We start from the raw sequence: 16,337 nt of genomic DNA, 5'->3' as shown, positions 1-16,337 counted from the left end.
ATGCGCATCAATGTTGATCATCCGTCAAAAAACGGGCGGCGGCGCATCAAAACGCACCGCCACCCCGGCGAGATCTATCGACCTATTGAATGCCGACCCTGAATTGCACGGCCCCGGTCTCCCCCGGCAACATCTGGCCCGTGCAATTCCACTCGATCGTCCCGGCATAGCTGGCCACATTGCTTGCCGGCACCACCAGATCACAGCTGAGGTTGGGCGAGACTTGTTGCGGATCGACGATAGGCTCCGACAGCTGCGTATAGGGCGGGGTTCTATCGTAGATCTTGACGTTCGACGCCTGCGTGGTCGCGTTGTTTTGCAGATAGATGCGGTACAGAAGGATATCGTTCACACTGCCGAGGTTGGTGGTGCCCTCCCCAGTGCCTTGGGTCTCATTCTCGACCGTTTTGCGCAGTTCGATCTGGGTGGAACGTCCCCCGACCGAAACCTCATCGGTATTGCTGGCCGAACTTGTCACCGTGGTCCGGGCAAATGCCGTGGTCGCCAGCACTTGATAGACGTAGGTACTCCCCTGCCCAGCGCCCGAACCGGCTGATACCCGTGAGACGATACAGATGGTCTCCCCCGTGGTGACGGCGATGGGGCCGGTGATCGGCCCGTCGACGCTATCGTCACAGCCGATATCTTGGAACAGCGCCGCGCTGAACGCGCCTGTGGGGGTCGAGGTGGCACCGGCGTAGGAGAAGGTCACCTGCCCGTCTGAGGTGGCGGTATAGATATGCGGCAGGGTCGCAACCTGCCCCTGTGCGACGGTCGTGGTCCGGTCGTTGGTCAGACTGGGCAGTTGCAGCAGACCGATATCCAACCCCATGCGATTGCCGAAAGCCTCAGGCGTGAAGGTGAATTCGCCGTCATGCGGGTTGGTGTCGACCAAATCTGGCAGTCCGGTCGTCGCTTCCGAAATCGCCCGGTAGTCATTCGCCGGGATCGCGCGGATCGTGATCGGCCCGCTGTAGCTGCCAGAGAGCCCATAGCTCCAAGTGCCATCGGTCGCGAGACCGGGGGTCGCTAGCACGGCACCGCCACTGTCGAGGATCTCCAACACCGCCGAAGATGCCCCCCCTTCGCTGCCATTGCGCAGGGCGTCATGGGCGGTACCGCCATCTGCCCCATTGTCGATGAAGACACGGCCCGTAAAAATCCGCTCTCCGGTGACGAGGGTCACGGAATAGGAGGCTTCGTCATCGTCGGGCAGTTGGTCGAACAGATCATCGGTCAGCGGCCCCGTGCTGGGATCGCTGTCGGGATCGGGCAGAGAGCTATAGATAATCTCGGCCTGATTGGTGAAATCACCGCTGCCCAGTACCGTGGTGGTGATCGTCAGGGTCTCGCTCTCTCCGCTGAGCAGTTCATCCACGAACCACAAGCCTGTGTCAGGGTCATAGGTATCCCCCGTCGCGAGCGCATCGTCCGAGACATAGGCGAAACCGCTTGGAATCTGGTCGATCACTTTGACCCCCGAGGGCGAGCCGCCGCTGACATTGGTGATGGTGATGATCCAATCGATGGTATCCCCCTCCGACACATTGGTGATCGGTGTCGTGGTCCCGGTAGCGGCGGCGATTTTGCTGAGTTCGAGGTCACTGCCAGCCGGATCGAAGCCAAAGTCTTGGTCACTTGTCACGCTATTGCCGGAGACAGGAACGCCAAGCAGCGGGTTGGACGTGCCGATGGTGAGCCCCGAAGGCAGATCGGGGTCCGCCTCGTCCAATGCGACACGGTAGGTCGTGTTCACCATCAACTCCCCCACCGCATAGGTGCCATCGGCCAAGGTATCCGTGGTTACTAGAAAGATGTCATCGGCGGTATTGGCCGGGGTGCCATTGTCGGCATAGACCGAGATGCCCACGCCCGCGCCGAAATTGGTCTCCCCATTGTCTTTCACGTCCGAAGCATCCGCGTCTTCATAGATGTTGCCCGAGATGCCCCCCAGTGGGATCGGTGCAGGCCCCCGGCAAGAGATGCCATCGCTGCGCCCACCCTCATCGACCGGAATGCCGGATACCAGTTGCGGCACACCTGTCGCCGTTGAGATGACAAAGAGGTTGTTGGTGGTATTGGAATAGCCATAGAGCCTGCCGTCACGGTCGAACCACAGCGCGTCGAACATGCCCGCATAGACGGCAGGGCCGATCGCTTGGGGTGTCACGCTCCCCGGGGTGCCGTTGTTGACCGCTGCGCGGAACAGGAAGCCTGAGATTCGGTCGATCCCATACATGATGCCATCCACGGGGTTGAAGGCGAGGTCTTCGGGATTGACGCCGATGGAGAGGCTGATCTCGCCCAAGGCGATCGGCGTGGCGGGATTACTCAGATCGACGATCTGCCATGTATTCAGATCCACTTCGTAGATCAGCCGCCCATTCGGCAGGATATCCCCCGCGTTCAATGCATCCCCCGCCCCGGGGATATTACCGAAGTCCGTAATGTCGCCCGCGCCATCGATCCGGAAAAGCCTGCGGCTACTTTGATCCACGCCGTAGATATAGCCGTCCAGCGCGTTATAGCCCCAAGCGCCGTCGCGGTTCTGTCCGGTGCTGCCCGAGGTCTCAACCGTTGTGGCATAGCTCCCCCCGCCATCGCGGAAGGTCATACGCCTCAGCGCTGAGGGGCTGTCGACGATGGCATAGAGCGAGGCATCGCAGACCAGCGGCGGCGGATCGCTTGAGATGGTGAGCGTATAGTCCTCCACCTCCCCCTCAAAAGCTGTGACAAGGCCGGTGCTGTCGGTCGACCAGCGAAAGCGGGCATAGGTGGGCAGTGTCGTAGCCCCCGCGGGCACAGCCACTTCGAAAAGGATCGTACCATTGCTGAGGCCGTCCTTGTCCTGCGGGCCGCCGTCTTGCAGGTTCACCGCCACCTGCTCCCCGGCTTGGTTGAAGGTGCCATCGCCATCGAAGTCGATAAAGGCCTGCAGATATGACGACCCCGGCGCGGCGATCAGATCACTGACTGTCACCGTGATCTCGGCCAGACCACCACGGTAGAATTGCGGCAGGATCACCCCGTCCTCATCATCCGACCCGTCGGCATCATCCCCCGTGGCCCCGATGGAGTTCTGCGTCAGCAGATCGATATCCGGCGGGGTGCTGCCCAGATAGATCTCAGGCGCACCGGGGCCTTCAATGATATGCTGCGGATCGCCATAGCTGGCGGGGGCGTCACCCCGGTCGGCGTCGGGCGGTGTCTTGATGGTGATGCCATAGTCTTCGACCTCCCCATCCTGGGCGGGGGTGATCGCATCAAGCCCCGCGGTCGAGGACCAGCGCAGCCGGACGAAGGTCGGGGTCAGAACGGCGGTGACCGGCACACTGACGGGGAATGAAATCTTACCATTCACCACCCCGTCGAGGTCTTGCGCCCCGCCGTCTTGGATATCTGTCGCGACCTGATCACCAAGGAAGAGGCCATCGCCGCCGAAATCGACGAAAGCCTGCAGGTAGCCAGTGCCGGGGGTGGGTTCGTTTACGACCACGGTCACCGTGCGGGTCAGATCACCGTAGAGCTGGGGAAAGCTCTCTTCGCTTTCGTCATCCTTCCCGTCGAGGTCGTCGCCGGTGCCATCGACGGAATGTTGCGCCGAACCATCGCCGTCACCATTCAGCGCGCCGATCCAATATTGCGCGGTGTCCGCATGTTGCGGATCGCCGTAGGTGACCGGCGCATCCCCCCGGTCGGGGCCTGAGCCTGCGTAGATCGTCGTGGGGTCATCGCGCCCTTCGCCCGGCCCGTTCGACGCCACACCATCCCCGTCACCGGGGTTCTCGGAATCCGACAGGTCCGAGACTGCTGTCCCCCCCGGTGTCTCAGCCGTGACCTGCGCTTGGTTGCTGATCGTGGTGTCCAAATCCTCAGGCACCAGCGTGTAAGTCGCCGTATAGACGGCCTTCTCCCCGACCAGCAGCGTGCCTTCGGGCGACAGCGACGTGGCGGCCTGAAAGGTGATCACCGGGGGCACGCCCTTGCCGCTGAACTGCGTCTCGGCAAGCTGCACATTGGTGAGATCGACATTGCCGAAGTTCTCAGCGGTAAAGACATAGGCGATCGTCTCACCCGGATCGGCATAGCCGTTGAGGTTGGTATCGACCAATTGCGCCAGTTTCAACAGACCGACAGAGCCCACATCGATCGAGACCTGCGCGGGCGCGGAATAGGCCCGCGGCTCATTCGGCAGGATGATGGGCGATTGATAGCGGTAGCTGATTGGCGTCGGCGCGGCAAAGAAGGCGACGAAGGGGGTAAAGGTCAGCTCCCCGGTCAGGTCGTCATAGCTCCATGTGCCCTCCCCCAGAATGTCGAAACCCACCCGGTGGCCCTCGGAATCGGTCACGATGTTCTGCGCCCCGGCAGGGGGGATCAGATCAATGGCCTGGTTGGAGTATTCGCTGGGCTGGCCCGAATTATTGGCCGGTGCATTGTTATTCTCAGTCGCCACACTGTCGTTGAACAGGATGTTGACCACCACAGGCTCGCTCAGCACCTGTTCTTTCAGATCGTCCTGCAAAACGGGTGCTTTGAAGTCACCGCATTGCAGGTCATAGGTCTGCGCTTCGTCATAGGTCGGATTGGCGAGCCGGACGAGGAAGCCACTGTTGGCGGTCCGACCAAAGCGAAAGGTCGAGGTCTGCGGGTAGAAGATTTCAAGCCCCGATACCGGCTGGTTGCTATAGTTGCGGTCCCCGGCAAGATAGAACACCTCTGTCCCGAGGTTTGCATCCGGCCCTTCGATATAGCCCCGATAGGTCGTCGCGCTGCGGTCAATGCGGACATATTCGACCGTGCCGTCGCAGACGTTCACATAGACCTGCTCGTTCAACGGACCGTCAATGTCATTGATCTGAAAGAAAACATCCGCCACCACCGGCACCCCGCCGGTATTGGTCGTGATGTTATGGGTGCCTGCCTCATAGAGGTAGAAATCCATGAAATGCGGGTCTTGCCCGGTCGAGGTAATCTGGATTTGCCCATTGCCCGATGCGAAAATATGATCCCGCCCGGCAAAGGCCATTTCACCGACGATATCGACCGACACCCCGCCAACCGTGCCCGCGTTGCGCCACAAGGCCCGCTCGCCCACACCCGCCCCGACCACGGTGGGCGCGGCGACGGGATTGAGAATGAGCTGCTGCGCCAAGGCGGCTCTGGTCAGCAAAGCCAGTAAGAACAATGTCCAAAACGATGCCGCGATCATCCGAAGCCAAGGCCCCTGCCCTGCCAAGGCCCAAAGGCGGCGCAAGTGCTGCGCCGTGAACGTGCCGAGAAAATAAGTGTAAAAATGCATATCTTTGCTCACAACCTTTTAAGACACAGCCTAGCGACGAAGCGGGTTCTGAGGACTTACGCAGAAAGGTATTAAGATATGCTTCCGGTTATAGGGGCGGTGAAGGGATAGGTGGTGGTCGCTCTTGTGCATATGCCTCTGTGCCATAGCGGGCCGCAAAGCTGCCGCGCCTGTGCCGCCGTGCTACCATATCAATTTTCCGAAAATGACCTATTGACCCTCCAGCAACTGGAAGCCCCATATTCAGCCCAAGACGAATAGAGGGCGTGAAATGGGCAAAGCGGAAACACTCACTTTTGGCGTGCAGAACATGAGCTGCGCGTCCTGTGTGGGGCGTGTTGAAAAAGCGCTAAACGCGCTGGAGGGGGTCGGTGAGGCCCGAGTGAATCTTGCGGCAGAAACAGTGCGCGTAACGGCACACCCCGCGCTTGACGCGGGCGAGCTCGATACCGCCTTGGCGCAGGCGGGCTACCCGGCGCGCAAGACCACCCATCGGTTGCGGCTGTCAAACATGACCTGCGCCTCCTGCCTGGGCCGTGTGGAGCGCGCGCTGCTTGCGGTGCCGGGGGTGCTCTCGGCCACGGTCAACCTCGCCAGCGAAGAGGCGCGGGTCGAAACATTGGAAGACGCCGATCTTTTGCCCGCCCTGCGCGATGCGGCGGCAAAGGCAGGTTATCCCGCCAGCGTCGACACGCCCGAGGCGGGCACCCCCGAGGCCGCGACGCGTAAGGAAGCGGAGGCCATCCACCTCAAACGGATGACCCTGCTGGCCGCCGCGCTCACCCTGCCCGTCTTTGTGCTTGAGATGGGCGGCCATCTGGTGCCCGCTTTCCACCATTGGATCGCGGCGACCATCGGGATGGAGACAAGCTGGCTCATCCAGTTCCTCCTCGCCACCGTCGTGCTGGCATGGCCGGGGCGGCGTTTCTATAGCAATGGCCTGCGCGCGCTGGCGAAGGGCGCGCCGGATATGAACTCTCTCGTGGCACTCGGATCGGGGGCGGCGTGGCTCTACTCGGTCACTGCGCTCTTCGCGTCGGGGCTACTGCCCGAAAGCAGCCGCGTGGTCTATTTCGAAGCCGCCGCCGTGATCGTCACGCTGATCCTGCTGGGCCGCTATCTTGAGGCCCGCGCCAAGGGGCGCACCGGGGCCGCGATAGCCAAGCTCATGGGCCTGCGCGCCACCAGCGCACGGGTGGAGCGCGACGGCGCTGTCATCGAACTGCCCTTGGAAAAGATCGAAACCGGCGACATCATCTACCTCCGCCCCGGCGAGAAGATCGCCACCGACGGCATCGTCGTCGAAGGGCAATCCTATGTCGATGAAAGCATGATCACCGGTGAGCCTGTGCCGGTGGAAAAGACCGGCGGTGCGGCTCTCGTCGGCGGCACGGTCAATGGCACTGGCAGCCTGACCTATCGCGCCACCAAGGTGGGCGGCGACACGGTTCTGGCGCAGATCATCCGCATGGTCGAAGAGGCCCAAGGCGCGAAACTGCCCATTCAGGACTTGGTCAACCGCATCACCCTGTGGTTCGTCCCCGTGGTGATCGCCGTGGCACTGGTGACCTTTGGCGTCTGGCTGGCCTTTGGCCCATCGCTCAGCCATGCTTTGGTGGCTGCGGTCGCGGTGCTGATCATCGCCTGCCCCTGTGCCATGGGGCTAGCCACGCCCACGTCGATCATGGTCGGCACTGGGCGGGCGGCGCAATTGGGCGTGCTGTTCCGGCAAGGTGATGCGCTGCAAAGCCTGCAAAGCGTCACCACCGTTGCCTTGGACAAGACCGGCACCCTGACCAAGGGCACCCCCGAACTTACCGATCTGGTGCTGATGGACGACCTGACCGAAGATGAGGTGCTGCCCCTGATCGGCGCGGTCGAGGCCCGCTCGGAACATCCCATCGCCCAAGCCATCCTGCGCCGGGCCGAAGCGGCTGGCCCCGTGCCGCGCGAGGTGAGCGATTTCCAATCCCATACCGGCTACGGCGTCAGCGCATTGGTGGCGGGCCGCCGTGTCACGCTGGGCGCGGACCGGCTGATGACCCGCGAGGGGATTGATCTGGGCAATGCCCAGCGGATCAGCGCGGATCTGGCCAAGGCCGGCAAAACCCCGCTTTTCGCAGCGATCGACGGCAAACTAGCGGCGGTCATCGCCGTGGCGGACCCGATCAAACCCGGCACGCCCGAGGCCATCGCGCGGCTGCATGACCTCAACCTCGAAGTGGCGATGATCACCGGCGACAACCGCGGCACGGCAGAGGCCATCGCGGCGCAACTGGGCATCGACCGCGTCGTCGCCGAGGTGCTGCCCGATGGCAAAGTGGCCGCCATCGACGACCTGAGAAAAGGCGACAACCGCATCGCCTACGTGGGCGACGGGATCAACGACGCGCCCGCGCTTGCGCAGGCCGATGTCGGGCTGGCCATCGGCACCGGCACTGATGTTGCGATCGAAGCGGCGGATGTAGTGCTGATGTCGGGCGATCTGCGCGCCGTGGTCAATGCCATCGACGTAAGCCAGCGCAGCATGGCGAATATCCGGCAAAACCTCTTCTGGGCCTTCGGCTATAACGTCCTGCTGATCCCCGTGGCCGCTGGCGCCTTCTACCCGCTGACCGGTTGGCTCTTGTCGCCCGCGCTGGCCGCCGGGGCGATGGCTTTGTCGAGCGTTTTCGTTCTCAGCAACGCCCTGCGCCTGCGCTGGATCGCCGCCCCTCTGAATGAGAGCGCCAGCCCCTCCCATGGCCCCCGGGCCGCCGCCCCCGTGGCCGCAGAATAGGATCGTCCCATGAACATCGGAGAAGTCTCACAACGCACCGGGTTACCACCCAAAACCATCCGCTATTACGAGGATATCGGGCTGGTCAAACCGCTGCGCGACGCCAATGGCTACCGTGCGTTCCGTGAAAGCGAGATGCACAAGCTCGCCTTTTTGGGCCGCGCCCGGACGCTGGGGTTCAGCATCGAAGATTGCCGCAACCTTCTGGCGCTTTGGGAGGACAAGAACCGCGCCAGCGCCGATGTGCGCGCCATCGCCAAGGACCATCTGGCCCAGATCGAGGCCAAGATAAGCGGCCTGCAAGAGATGCGCGACACGCTCAGCACGCTGGTCCGCGATTGTGCGGGCGATGACCGGCCAGATTGTCCGATTTTAAAAACACTTGGGACAGCGGCGAACTGAAGCCCGAGTGACCACGGAGGGCAGCGCTGCCCTCCGTGAGACAGCGCTGCCGGGCGCGTGGCCCCAGCCCTAGCGTTTCAGCCGTTCCACGATGCTATGCGCCGTCACCATGCCGATCTGCCTGCCCTCTTCCATCACCGCGAAACCCGCCTCCGGGCCGCGCAGCCCGTCCATCAGATCCCGCACCGGCGTCTGGGCGCTGGTCTCGGGATGGGCGGCCCCATCGGCAGGCCCCATCACATCACGGGCGGTCAGAACCTCCAGCGGGTTCATATTGGCCACGAATTCCGCCACATAATCGGAAGCGGGGTTCGAGAAAATCTCGCGCGGGGTGCCGATCTGCACGATGCGCCCGCCTTCCATGATCGCAATACGCCCGCCCAGTTTGAACGCCTCATCAAGGTCATGGCTGACGAAAATGATCGTGCGGTTAAGATCGCGTTGCAGGTCCAACAACTCATCCTGCAACCGCGTGCGGATCAGCGGATCGAGCGCCGAAAAAGGCTCATCCATCAACAGGATCGGCGCTTCGGTGGCAAAGGCACGGGCAAGGCCCACACGCTGCTGCATGCCGCCCGAAAGCTCCCCCACCTTGCGGTCAGCCCAATCGCTGAGCCCCACCAGCTTCAACTGCCGTTCGGCCCGTTCCAACCGCTCGCCCTTGGGCACATTGGAGAGTTCCAACCCAAGCGCCACATTGTCGCGCACCGTGCGCCAGGGCAGCAGGCCGAACTGTTGGAACACCATCGACACGCCTTCACGGCGCACCCGGCGCAGCTCTGCCGCGTTGCTCTCATGCACATCGCAGGACCAGCCCTCGGCATGGACCCGCACCGTGCCGCGCACCATTGGGTTGAGCCCATTCACCGCCCGCAAAAGCGTCGACTTGCCCGAGCCCGACAGGCCCATCAGCACAAGGATCTCGCCATTCTCAACGGTGAGCGAGCAATCATGCACGCCCAGCACCTGCCCCGTCGCCGCTTCGATCTCGGCGCGGCTTTGGCCTTCGTCCATCAGCGGCAAAGCCTTTTCAGGCTTGTCGCCAAAGACGATGGATACGTTATCGAATTCTACTGCTTTCGTCATTTCCGTCCCACCCGCAGGATACGGTCGAGCATGATCGCCACGACGACGATCACCAACCCTGATTCAAATCCCAAGCCTGTGTTGACTTGGTTCAAGGCACGCACCACCGGCACGCCCAAACCGTCCGCGCCCACCAATGCTGCGATCACCACCATCGACAGCGACAGCATGATGGTCTGGTTCAGACCCGTCATGATCTGCGGCAACGCATAGGGCAGTTCGATCTTCCACAGTGTCTGGCGCGGCTTGGCGCCGAAAGCCTGCGCGGCCTCTAGAAGCGCCTTTGGGGTCGAGGAGATGCCAAGCTGCGTCAGCCGGATCGGCGCGGGCAGCACGAAGATTACCGTGGCGATCAGCCCGGGCACCATGCCAATGCCGAAAAAGACAATCGCGGGGATCAGATAGACAAAGGTTGGCAGCGTCTGCATCAGGTCCAAAACCGGGGCCACCCAAGCATAAAGCCGGGGCCGATGCGCCACGGCGATGCCAATCGGCACACCCACGCCCATACAGACCACACAAGCCGAGAGCACCAGCGTCAGGCTCTCCATCGTCTCTTCCCAGTAGTCTTGGTTGAGGATGAACAGGAAGCCCAGCACCACAAAGGCCACGGTTTTCCAATTGCGCTGAATGGCCCAAGTGATCGCGGCGAAGACGGCGATCAGGATCAGCGGATGCGGAGTTTGCAGCACCCAGAGGATCGCCTCGATCAGCCGTTCCATCAGGTCCGACAGCCCGTCAAAGAACCACGCCCCGTTCGTTTGCAACCAATCCAGCGCGTCTTCGGCCACATCGGCCACGGGGATCTTGTTTTCTGTCAGCCAGTCCATGTCAGTCCTTCAGGATTGGAGAATTGCGCATGAGAATGACCCGCCCCATCAATCTGGAGCGGGTCTTGTCCATCATAGCGTGAGGATCACTTCAACGAAGCGACAGCTTCCATCGCATCGCCGCCATCGACGGTGGTCACACCGTCCAGCCATGTGTCGAGCACGTCGGCGTTCGCCTTGATCCAAGCGGCGGCGGCCTCTTCCGGCTTTTCGCCGTCATCGAGGATCGCGCCCATGATCTCATTCTCCATCTCAAGGCTGAATTCGAGGTTTTGGAGGAATTTGCCAAGGTTCGGACATTCTTCGACGAAACCGGCGCGGGTGTTGGTGTAAACCGTCGCACCGCCCAGATCGGGGCCAAAGTAATCGTCACCACCTTCAAGATAGGTCAGGTCGAAGTTGGCGTTCATCGGGTGCGGCTCCCAACCAAGGAAGACAACAGGCTCTTCCTTGCGGCTGGCGCGCTGCACCTGAGCGAGCATCCCCTGTTCAGAGGATTCGACGACTTCGAATTCGCCCAGTTCAAAGGCATTCTCGTCGATCATCGACTGGATCAGGCGGTTGCCGTCATTGCCCGGCTCGATGCCGTAGATCTTGCCTTCGAGTGCGTCGGCATTGGCGGCGATGTCGGCGAAGGTCTTGATACCCATGTCAGCGGCGGCCTTGTTTACGGCCAGCGTGTATTTCGCGCCTTCAAGGTTCGCGCGCACGGTGTCAACGCTGCCCTCTTCGCGGTATTTGGCGATATCGCCTTCCATCGTCGGCATCCAGTTGCCCAAGAACACGTCAATGTCGCCGGACGCCATGGAGGTATAGGTCACCGGCACGGCGAGGATCTTGGTCTCGGTGTCATAGCCGAGCGCGTCGAGCACGACAGAGGTGGCGGCGGTGGTGGCGGTGATGTCGGTCCAGCCGACGTCGGAGAAGGTGACTTCGCTACACTCGGCAGCAGCCAGCGAGGTCGCGGCGACCGTCGCCAAAGCGGATGTCATAAGCAGTTTTTTCATTGGTGTTCTCCCCAGAGAAGTTTTTATTGACTGATGCGCCAATCAAAAGCCATCGGCCGCGATATTGCAACCGGATTAATTTTGCCAACTTACTGGAGGGCAAAATGCAATACTACTTGTTTCAAAACTCACTCTCGCGCGGCCTGTTTGGGGCGTAGAACCGGGGTGACATTTTCATCCGCGCCGGGCTCTGGCTCGGCGTTGATTTCGGGGGCATCCTCGGCTTGGGTTGTCGGCTCTTGGTCAGGCTCCTCCTGCGGCGTCTCGGATGCTATCGGAGACGTTTCCGACGTCTCGGCCTCCGGCGTTTCCTCAGTCGTTTCAGTGGCTTCGCCCTGAGGTTCGCCAGCCTCCATCCCAAATGCCGCGCGGATCGCGGCTTGGGTGCCATCGCCATAAAGCCCGTCAATCGCACCGTCATAAAACCCGTAATCCGACAGCTTGCGTTGCAGCGCTTTGCGGGTGTCGCTGTCGAACAAACGGGGCTCCTCCTGCATCAGCCCCAGCAAGGTGCCATCCCCCGCCCGCAGCGCGCGATAGAGGTAGAGCGCGGCATCCGCCGCCCCGCGCCCCGGCACTTTGTCATCGTCAATCATCGCGGCAAAGTTGAACATCGCAGCAGGGTGTCGCCTATCGGCTGCACGGCGGAAGTAATCAAGCGCCAGTTCGGGGTCGGCCTCCTGCCCCAATTCGCCCTGCAAATGGATGAAGCCCAGATCGTTCAACGCCCCGGCATGGCCCCGCTCGGCAGCGTCGCGATAAAGCTGCATCGCGCGGGCCTCGTCTTGCTCCACGCCCCGGCCCTCTTCGTAAAGCTGGGCCAGTTGATAGCGCGCTTCGGCTGAGCCGGTCTCAATCGCGCGCATGAGCTGCGCCGCCGCATTCTGCGGATCATAGCGTGGATCGTCGGGATCACTTTGCAGGGCGGCGAGGCCGAGTTGCGAGCGGGTATCGCCCTGCCGCGCCAATTCGGCCAAACGCTGGCCCTGCGTCTCGTTCAAATCGGCCCAACTGCGCGGGACCGCCTCCCCGTCACCACTGCCGAGAAAGAACGGCGTGGGGTTCAGCCATCCAAAGCGCCGCGCCGAGAGGCTGCCACCGCTGCGGCTGCGCAAAGCCGCGCGGAAATCGTCCAGCATAGCCCCGACCTCGACCTCTGGCTCGGCCACCACCTCGGCCAGCGTTTCGGCGAAAAGGCCCGCGTTTTCACCACCCTCGTCACAAGCGCCCACCTCGCCAGAAGTCACGACCAAAGTGCCAAGGCGTGGCTCAGGCGGTGGCAAGGGCGCGGTGGCTTGCTGCGGGGCGGCGTGGCAGTTGTCGAGCAGAACAAGCCGTATCTGCCGCGCCTTGCCCGCCGCACGCAGAAGCGCAGGCAGGGCCACCCCCTCGCGCTGCAGCGCCGAGGCCGGGGCCAAGGGCGCGTCGACCGGGATCAGATAGCTCTGCCCGCCGGAGGCGACACGACGGCCTGCGTAGTAAATTAGGGCAATGTCCGCCGTTTCGGCCTGAAAGGCAAAGTCGGAAAGCGCTTGTTTGAACGCCGCGCTCTCAGCGTCGATCAGCGTGGTGACGTCAAAGCCCTGCTCCTCCAGCGCCTTGGTCAGCCGCGCCGCATCCGCGCGCGGGCCGTCGAGCGTGGCGGCATCCTCATAGGCGGAGACGCCGATGACCATCGCCACACGGTCTTGCGCCGCTGCGGCGAAGGGCAGAAACAGCATCAGCAGAAGCGCGGTCAGACGCATATGGCAGGATCCTTTCGGTCAGCTTTGGTTGGGCAGCGCCGCCCATTAACCTATGCTGGCAGGAAAAGGTTTCCACCATCGTAACAGTTTGAAATGAATCCGACCTTCACCCCGCGCCTCAGGCGTTGGGCGAAGTCTCTTCGATCTCGCGGTCTTCTTCCGGCACGTTCAGCGTGGCCCAAGTATCGCCATCCGGCAGTTCGGGAGGATGCGGCAGGCAATCGCGGCGATGGATATTCGCCTTGGCCATGAAATTGGCCGAGACCGGCGCGGTGACAAAGATGAAGGCCATGATCAGCAGCTCATGCAGCGACCCCGCGCCAGAGACGAAGGAGTTCACCACGGCGGCCAGCAGATAGGCCCCGATCCCCAGCGTCGCGGCCTTGGTCGGCGCGTGCAGCCGCGTCATCGGGTCGTTCAGCTTGAGCAAGCCAATCCCGGCAACCAGCACGAAGAAACTGCCGATCACCAGCAGCGCGATAACGAAGTAAGTGGCGATGATCTCAGGGCTCATTCGATGATATCTCCGCGCAGGACGAAACGGGCATAGGCCACGGTCGAGACGAAACCGAGCATGGCGATGATCAGCGCGGCCTCAAAGTAAATCTGCGTGCCTTGCAAAACGCCCAGAAGCACGATGATGCCGATGGCGTTGATAAACATCGTGTCCAGCGCCAGAATGCGGTCCCCGGTGCCGGGGCCGATCCACAGACGGATCATCGCCATGAACTGCGCAATGGCGACGAGGGTCAGCGCCCCATAAAGCGCCAGCGTCAAAAGGTCGGTCGCTTGGGTCATACGAAAATCTCCTTCAAGCGGCGTTCGTAGCGGTCTTTGATCTCATCGCGCACGGCGTCGGGGTCGCTTGCGTCCAGCGCGTGTACCAAAAGGTAGCGCCCGTTGTCCGACAGGTCCGCCGAGACGGTGCCGGGGGTCAGTGTGATGGTGCCCATAAGGATCGTGATCGCCTCGGGTTCTTTCAGGTCCAGCGGCACGACGACCCAAGCGGGCGACATGCTGGCGTTGGATTTGGTCAGGATGACCCAGGCCACCTGAATATTGGCGATGACGATATCCCAGATCACCAAGAGCACATAGGCCAACGTCCGCAGCGGGCGGATGCCCTGCGCGCGGTCGGTCCACCAACGCGCGGTCAAGATCGGGATCACGACGCCAAGGATCAGGCCAAAGACCAACATGCCTGCGCTGAACTTGTTTTGCAGCAGGATCCACACCGCCGTCAGCAGCAGGGTCAGAAACGGGTGCGGCAAAAGCCAACGGATCGGTCGCATCATGTCAATGGGCCTCCTCTTTGCCGTCCGACAGTTTGCCGGGGGTCTCCAACACGGTGGTCAGGTAACGTTCCGGCCCGAACAATTGCTTTGAAATCGCAGTGGCATATTGGGTGGCCGGTCCGGCCAGCAGTGTATGCGCCACCAGCAGGGCTAAGAGCCCGCCCACCGCGACATAGCTCAGCGCCGAGGGGCGCTCTGCCGGGGTCGCCCCCTCCTCCGGCGTGACGGTGCGCGCCTTCCAGAAGACCACGCTGCCCGCGCGGCCAAAGCCCACGAGGCTCAAAAGGCTCGCGCCCAAGATCACGGCCCAGATCCAGACCCAAGCATCGCTGGCGGCGGCGGCATCCATGATCAGCAGCTTGCCCAGAAAGCCCGAAAGCGGCGGCACGCCGACCATGGCAATGGCGGCGACAAAGAACAGGGCTGAGGTCAGCTTGGCCCCCGCCACCTGCGGCTGCGCCGTCAGATCAAGGTTGTCGCGCCCGGCCCGCGCCAGATCGGCGATCAGGAACAACGCGCCCGCGGCCAGTGTCGAATGCACGATATAATAAAGCGCCGCGGCGATCCCCTCGGGCGTGAACAGCGCGATCGAGATCATCACCATGCCCATGGAGCCGATTACGGAGAAGGCCACCATACGGTCCAACTGCTTGGCCGCCAGCACGCCGATCATGCCAAGCGCCAGCGACAGCAGCGCGGCAGGAAGCAGCCATGTGGTGTGCAGATCCGCCGTCACGGCCAGTTCGGGCGGGAAGATCAGCGTATAGACGCGGATGATCGCATAGGCGCCGACCTTGGTCATGATGGCGAAAAGCGCCGCCACCGGGCCGGGCGCTTCGGCATAGCTCGACGGCAGCCAGAAGTGCAGCGGCACAACGGCGGCTTTGACGGCGAAGACCATCAAGAGCAGCACCGCCGCAATTCGGATGCCCACGGTCGCGCCCGCGTCGATCAGGACAACGCGCTGCGCCAGATCGGCCATGTTGAGCGTTCCCGTCTCAGCATAGATCGCGCCGAGCGCAAAGAGAAACAGCGTCGAGCCCAGCAGGTTATAGAGCACATATTGCACCCCCGCCCGCAGACGCGGCGTGCCACCGGCGTGGATCATCAACCCGTAGGAGGCGATCAGCAGCACTTCGAAAAAGACGAAGAGGTTGAAAAGGTCGCCCGTCAGGAAGGCGCCCATGATCCCCATCAGCTGGAACTGGAACAGCGCATGAAAATGCCGCCCGCGTTCGTCCCATTTGGAGCCGATGACATAGAGCAGCACAAACAGCGCCAGCACCGCCGTCAGCGTGACCATCAGCGTCGACAGGCGGTCGCCCACCAGCACGATGCCAAAGGGCGCGGCCCAATCGCTGAGACGGTAGAGCATGACATTGCCGCTCGCCGCCTCGACCGAGAGGCCAAGGCCCACGACGACCAGCGCCAGCGCGCCAAAGAGCGACAGCACCCGCTGGATGGTGATGTGATAGCGTGCGGCCAGAATGATGAAAGGCGCGATAAACGCAGGCAGCACGATGGGCAGGATCAGCCAATGGGTCATGTGCGGTCCTCCGCCTTGGTATCGGTCAGCGGCTCGTCCACATGATCATCCTTATTGCCCAGATAGGCCCCGAGGGCGATCATCACCACCACGGCGGTCATGCCAAAGGAAATCACGATGGCGGTCAGCACCAGCGCTTGGGGCAGAGGATCGGTATAGCGCGCGGCATCGCTCAGGATCGGCGGCGCGCCCACGGTCAAACGGCCAGAAGCAAAGAGAAAGACGTTCACCGCATAGGTCAGCAGCGACGTGCCCATGATGACGGGAAAGCTCCGCAAGCGCAGCACGAGGTAGATGCCAGAGGCTGTCAGGATGCCGATGGCGGACGCGACGAGAAGTTCCATG

Annotated in this window: 12 protein-coding genes; 2 read left to right on the top strand and 10 right to left on the bottom strand. The window is 62.4% G+C overall.

Annotated features, from left to right (window positions below; all coding sequences use genetic code 11):
- Window positions 1-82: 82 nt before the first annotated feature.
- Window positions 83-5,302 carry a GEVED domain-containing protein gene (locus ACGYLA_RS16580; protein WP_394433886.1) on the bottom strand — a complete coding sequence of 1,740 codons (5,220 nt, stop codon included), beginning with the start codon at window positions 5,300-5,302 and terminating at the stop codon, window positions 83-85.
- 271 nt (window positions 5,303-5,573) lie between these two features.
- On the opposite strand from ACGYLA_RS16580, the gene ACGYLA_RS16575 reads away from it, so the two are divergent.
- Window positions 5,574-8,081 carry a heavy metal translocating P-type ATPase gene (locus ACGYLA_RS16575; RefSeq protein WP_394433884.1) on the top strand — a complete coding sequence of 836 codons (2,508 nt, stop codon included), beginning with the start codon at window positions 5,574-5,576 and terminating at the stop codon, window positions 8,079-8,081.
- A 9-nt stretch (window positions 8,082-8,090) separates the two neighbouring features.
- On the top strand, window positions 8,091-8,483 hold the full coding sequence (gene cueR / locus ACGYLA_RS16570; RefSeq protein ID WP_067260948.1) for a Cu(I)-responsive transcriptional regulator: 393 nt from the start codon (window positions 8,091-8,093) through the stop codon (window positions 8,481-8,483).
- 69 nt (window positions 8,484-8,552) lie between these two features.
- On the opposite strand, the gene choV is transcribed toward cueR, so the two are convergent.
- The 9 genes from choV to ACGYLA_RS16525 form a co-directional block, all read right to left on the bottom strand.
- On the bottom strand, window positions 8,553-9,569 hold the full coding sequence (gene choV / locus ACGYLA_RS16565) for a choline ABC transporter ATP-binding protein (RefSeq protein WP_394433882.1): 1,017 nt from the start codon (window positions 9,567-9,569) through the stop codon (window positions 8,553-8,555).
- Complete coding sequence (choW, locus tag ACGYLA_RS16560) at window positions 9,566-10,399, bottom strand: choline ABC transporter permease subunit (RefSeq protein ID WP_067260944.1); 834 nt, start codon at window positions 10,397-10,399, stop codon at window positions 9,566-9,568. Before choW ends, choV begins: the two co-directional genes overlap by 4 nt.
- 86 nt (window positions 10,400-10,485) lie before the next feature.
- Window positions 10,486-11,406, bottom strand: a complete 921-nt coding sequence (gene choX / locus ACGYLA_RS16555; RefSeq protein ID WP_394433880.1) for a choline ABC transporter substrate-binding protein — start codon at window positions 11,404-11,406, stop codon at window positions 10,486-10,488.
- A gap of 128 nt (window positions 11,407-11,534) precedes the next feature.
- Window positions 11,535-13,151, bottom strand: coding sequence for a caspase family protein (locus tag ACGYLA_RS16550; protein WP_394433878.1), 1,617 nt, complete (start codon window positions 13,149-13,151; stop codon window positions 11,535-11,537).
- A gap of 118 nt (window positions 13,152-13,269) precedes the next feature.
- Window positions 13,270-13,665, bottom strand: coding sequence for a monovalent cation/H(+) antiporter subunit G (mnhG, locus tag ACGYLA_RS16545; RefSeq protein WP_394433876.1), 396 nt, complete (start codon window positions 13,663-13,665; stop codon window positions 13,270-13,272).
- Window positions 13,662-13,949: a K+/H+ antiporter subunit F gene (locus ACGYLA_RS16540; protein ID WP_067260936.1), complete on the bottom strand. Its 288-nt coding sequence runs from the start codon at window positions 13,947-13,949 to the stop codon at window positions 13,662-13,664. The genes mnhG and ACGYLA_RS16540 overlap by 4 nt, the downstream gene beginning before the upstream one ends.
- Window positions 13,946-14,446, bottom strand: coding sequence for a Na+/H+ antiporter subunit E (locus ACGYLA_RS16535; protein ID WP_394433874.1), 501 nt, complete (start codon window positions 14,444-14,446; stop codon window positions 13,946-13,948). Before ACGYLA_RS16535 ends, ACGYLA_RS16540 begins: the two co-directional genes overlap by 4 nt.
- A 1-nt stretch (window position 14,447) precedes the next feature.
- Entirely contained in the window at window positions 14,448-15,992 is a 1,545-nt protein-coding gene (locus ACGYLA_RS16530; protein ID WP_394433872.1) for a monovalent cation/H+ antiporter subunit D, read from the bottom strand.
- Window positions 15,989-16,336: a Na+/H+ antiporter subunit C gene (locus ACGYLA_RS16525; RefSeq protein ID WP_394433870.1), complete on the bottom strand. Its 348-nt coding sequence runs from the start codon at window positions 16,334-16,336 to the stop codon at window positions 15,989-15,991. The genes ACGYLA_RS16530 and ACGYLA_RS16525 overlap by 4 nt, the downstream gene beginning before the upstream one ends.
- Between the last annotated feature and the right edge of the window lies 1 nt (window position 16,337).

It is taken from the genome of Sulfitobacter sp. 1A13679 (assembly GCF_043557115.1).
Classification (GTDB): domain Bacteria; phylum Pseudomonadota; class Alphaproteobacteria; order Rhodobacterales; family Rhodobacteraceae; genus Sulfitobacter; species Sulfitobacter faviae.
This window is presented reverse-complemented; position numbering and strand designations above follow the sequence as displayed.

Coding starts and splice junctions, on each gene's coding strand:
- ACGYLA_RS16580 (WP_394433886.1), bottom strand. CDS start 5,302: ATGCATTTTTACACTTATTTTCTCGGCACGTTCACGGCGCAGCACTTG.
- ACGYLA_RS16575 (WP_394433884.1), top strand. CDS start 5,574: ATGGGCAAAGCGGAAACACTCACTTTTGGCGTGCAGAACATGAGCTGC.
- cueR (WP_067260948.1), top strand. CDS start 8,091: ATGAACATCGGAGAAGTCTCACAACGCACCGGGTTACCACCCAAAACC.
- choV (WP_394433882.1), bottom strand. CDS start 9,569: ATGACGAAAGCAGTAGAATTCGATAACGTATCCATCGTCTTTGGCGAC.
- choW (WP_067260944.1), bottom strand. CDS start 10,399: ATGGACTGGCTGACAGAAAACAAGATCCCCGTGGCCGATGTGGCCGAA.
- choX (WP_394433880.1), bottom strand. CDS start 11,406: ATGAAAAAACTGCTTATGACATCCGCTTTGGCGACGGTCGCCGCGACC.
- ACGYLA_RS16550 (WP_394433878.1), bottom strand. CDS start 13,151: ATGCGTCTGACCGCGCTTCTGCTGATGCTGTTTCTGCCCTTCGCCGCA.
- mnhG (WP_394433876.1), bottom strand. CDS start 13,665: ATGAGCCCTGAGATCATCGCCACTTACTTCGTTATCGCGCTGCTGGTG.
- ACGYLA_RS16540 (WP_067260936.1), bottom strand. CDS start 13,949: ATGACCCAAGCGACCGACCTTTTGACGCTGGCGCTTTATGGGGCGCTG.
- ACGYLA_RS16535 (WP_394433874.1), bottom strand. CDS start 14,446: ATGATGCGACCGATCCGTTGGCTTTTGCCGCACCCGTTTCTGACCCTG.
- ACGYLA_RS16530 (WP_394433872.1), bottom strand. CDS start 15,992: ATGACCCATTGGCTGATCCTGCCCATCGTGCTGCCTGCGTTTATCGCG.
- ACGYLA_RS16525 (WP_394433870.1), bottom strand. CDS start 16,336: ATGGAACTTCTCGTCGCGTCCGCCATCGGCATCCTGACAGCCTCTGGC.